Source organism: Stenotrophomonas sp. CASM114 (assembly GCF_049384325.1).
Taxonomy (GTDB): domain Bacteria; phylum Pseudomonadota; class Gammaproteobacteria; order Xanthomonadales; family Xanthomonadaceae; genus Stenotrophomonas; species Stenotrophomonas muris.
The window spans coordinates 1-960 of record NZ_JBMRGJ010000042.1 but is presented as its reverse complement, the minus strand read 5'-3'; the positions used below and the strand labels follow the sequence as shown (position 1 = coordinate 960).

1 protein-coding gene and 1 pseudogene are annotated in these 960 nt (G+C 67.6%); both read left to right on the top strand.

What is annotated here, in order from left to right:
• Positions 1-207: pseudogene (locus VG566_RS20390) on the top strand (hypothetical protein); the annotation flags it as partial.
• Positions 208-333: 126 nt separating this feature from the next.
• Entirely contained in the window at positions 334-876 is a 543-nt protein-coding gene (locus tag VG566_RS20385) for a GNAT family N-acetyltransferase (protein WP_053495598.1), read from the top strand.
• The last annotated feature ends 84 nt before the right edge of the window (positions 877-960 follow it).

Sequence of the window (960 nt, the reverse complement as noted above, 5' to 3'; positions counted from 1 at the left end):
CGCATGGCCAGCAAGCCGGGCAACCGCATTGCCATGGGTACCAACGACGTGGTGAAGGGTTACAACGTGACCTACCGCTATGACGGCGCGGAGAAGACCGTGCGCATGGACAACAAGCCGGCCAGCGATCGCCTGCCGGTGGTCGATGGCCAGCTGGTCACGCAGACCGCTGCCGCCGGTGCCACTGCCGCAGCCACGCGCCAGTAATCCCGGCGCAGCATGCAGTACCTGACGGGCCGGCTCATGCCGGCCCGTTTTATTGCGACCGGCGATATTCATCCGCGCAGCGAAGCCATCCTCCATCATGGGTGCCCCCTTCGACATGGAGCCGGCATGAGCATCTTCGACCTGCGCATCGAAACCGAGCGGCTGATCCTGCGCCCGCTGCTTCGCGAGGACTACGAGCCGTACCTGGCGTTCTGCGCCGACGAGGCCACGATGCGTACCCTGGGCGGCGTGCAGCCACCCTCGGTGGCCTGGCGCGGTTTCTGCAGCCTGGCCGGCGCCTGGCAGCTGTTCGGCTTCTCGATGTTCAGCGTGATCGAGAAATCCAGCGGCGACTGGATCGGGCGGATGGGACCGTGGCAGCCGCAGGACTGGCCGGGTACCGAGGTCGGTTGGGGCATCCGCCATGCCAGCTGGGGCCGGGGCTATGCGCCGGAGGCGGCGGTCGCGGCGATCGACTGGGCGTTCGATACGCTGGGCTGGGCTGAGGTGATCCATACCATCGCCGAGGACAACGACAACTCGCGGGCCGTGGCACGCAAGCTGGGAAGCACCCTGCTGCGCATGGGGGAGTTGCCAGCGCCATACAACGACAAGCCCATGCAGATCTGGGGCCAGTCGCGCGAACAGTGGCGGCAACGCGCGCGCTGAGCGTGGCTTGGTAGTGCCGGCCGCTGGCCGGCATCCTCGATGCAGCTGGTAGTGCCGGCCGCTGGCCGGCATCCTCGATGCAGC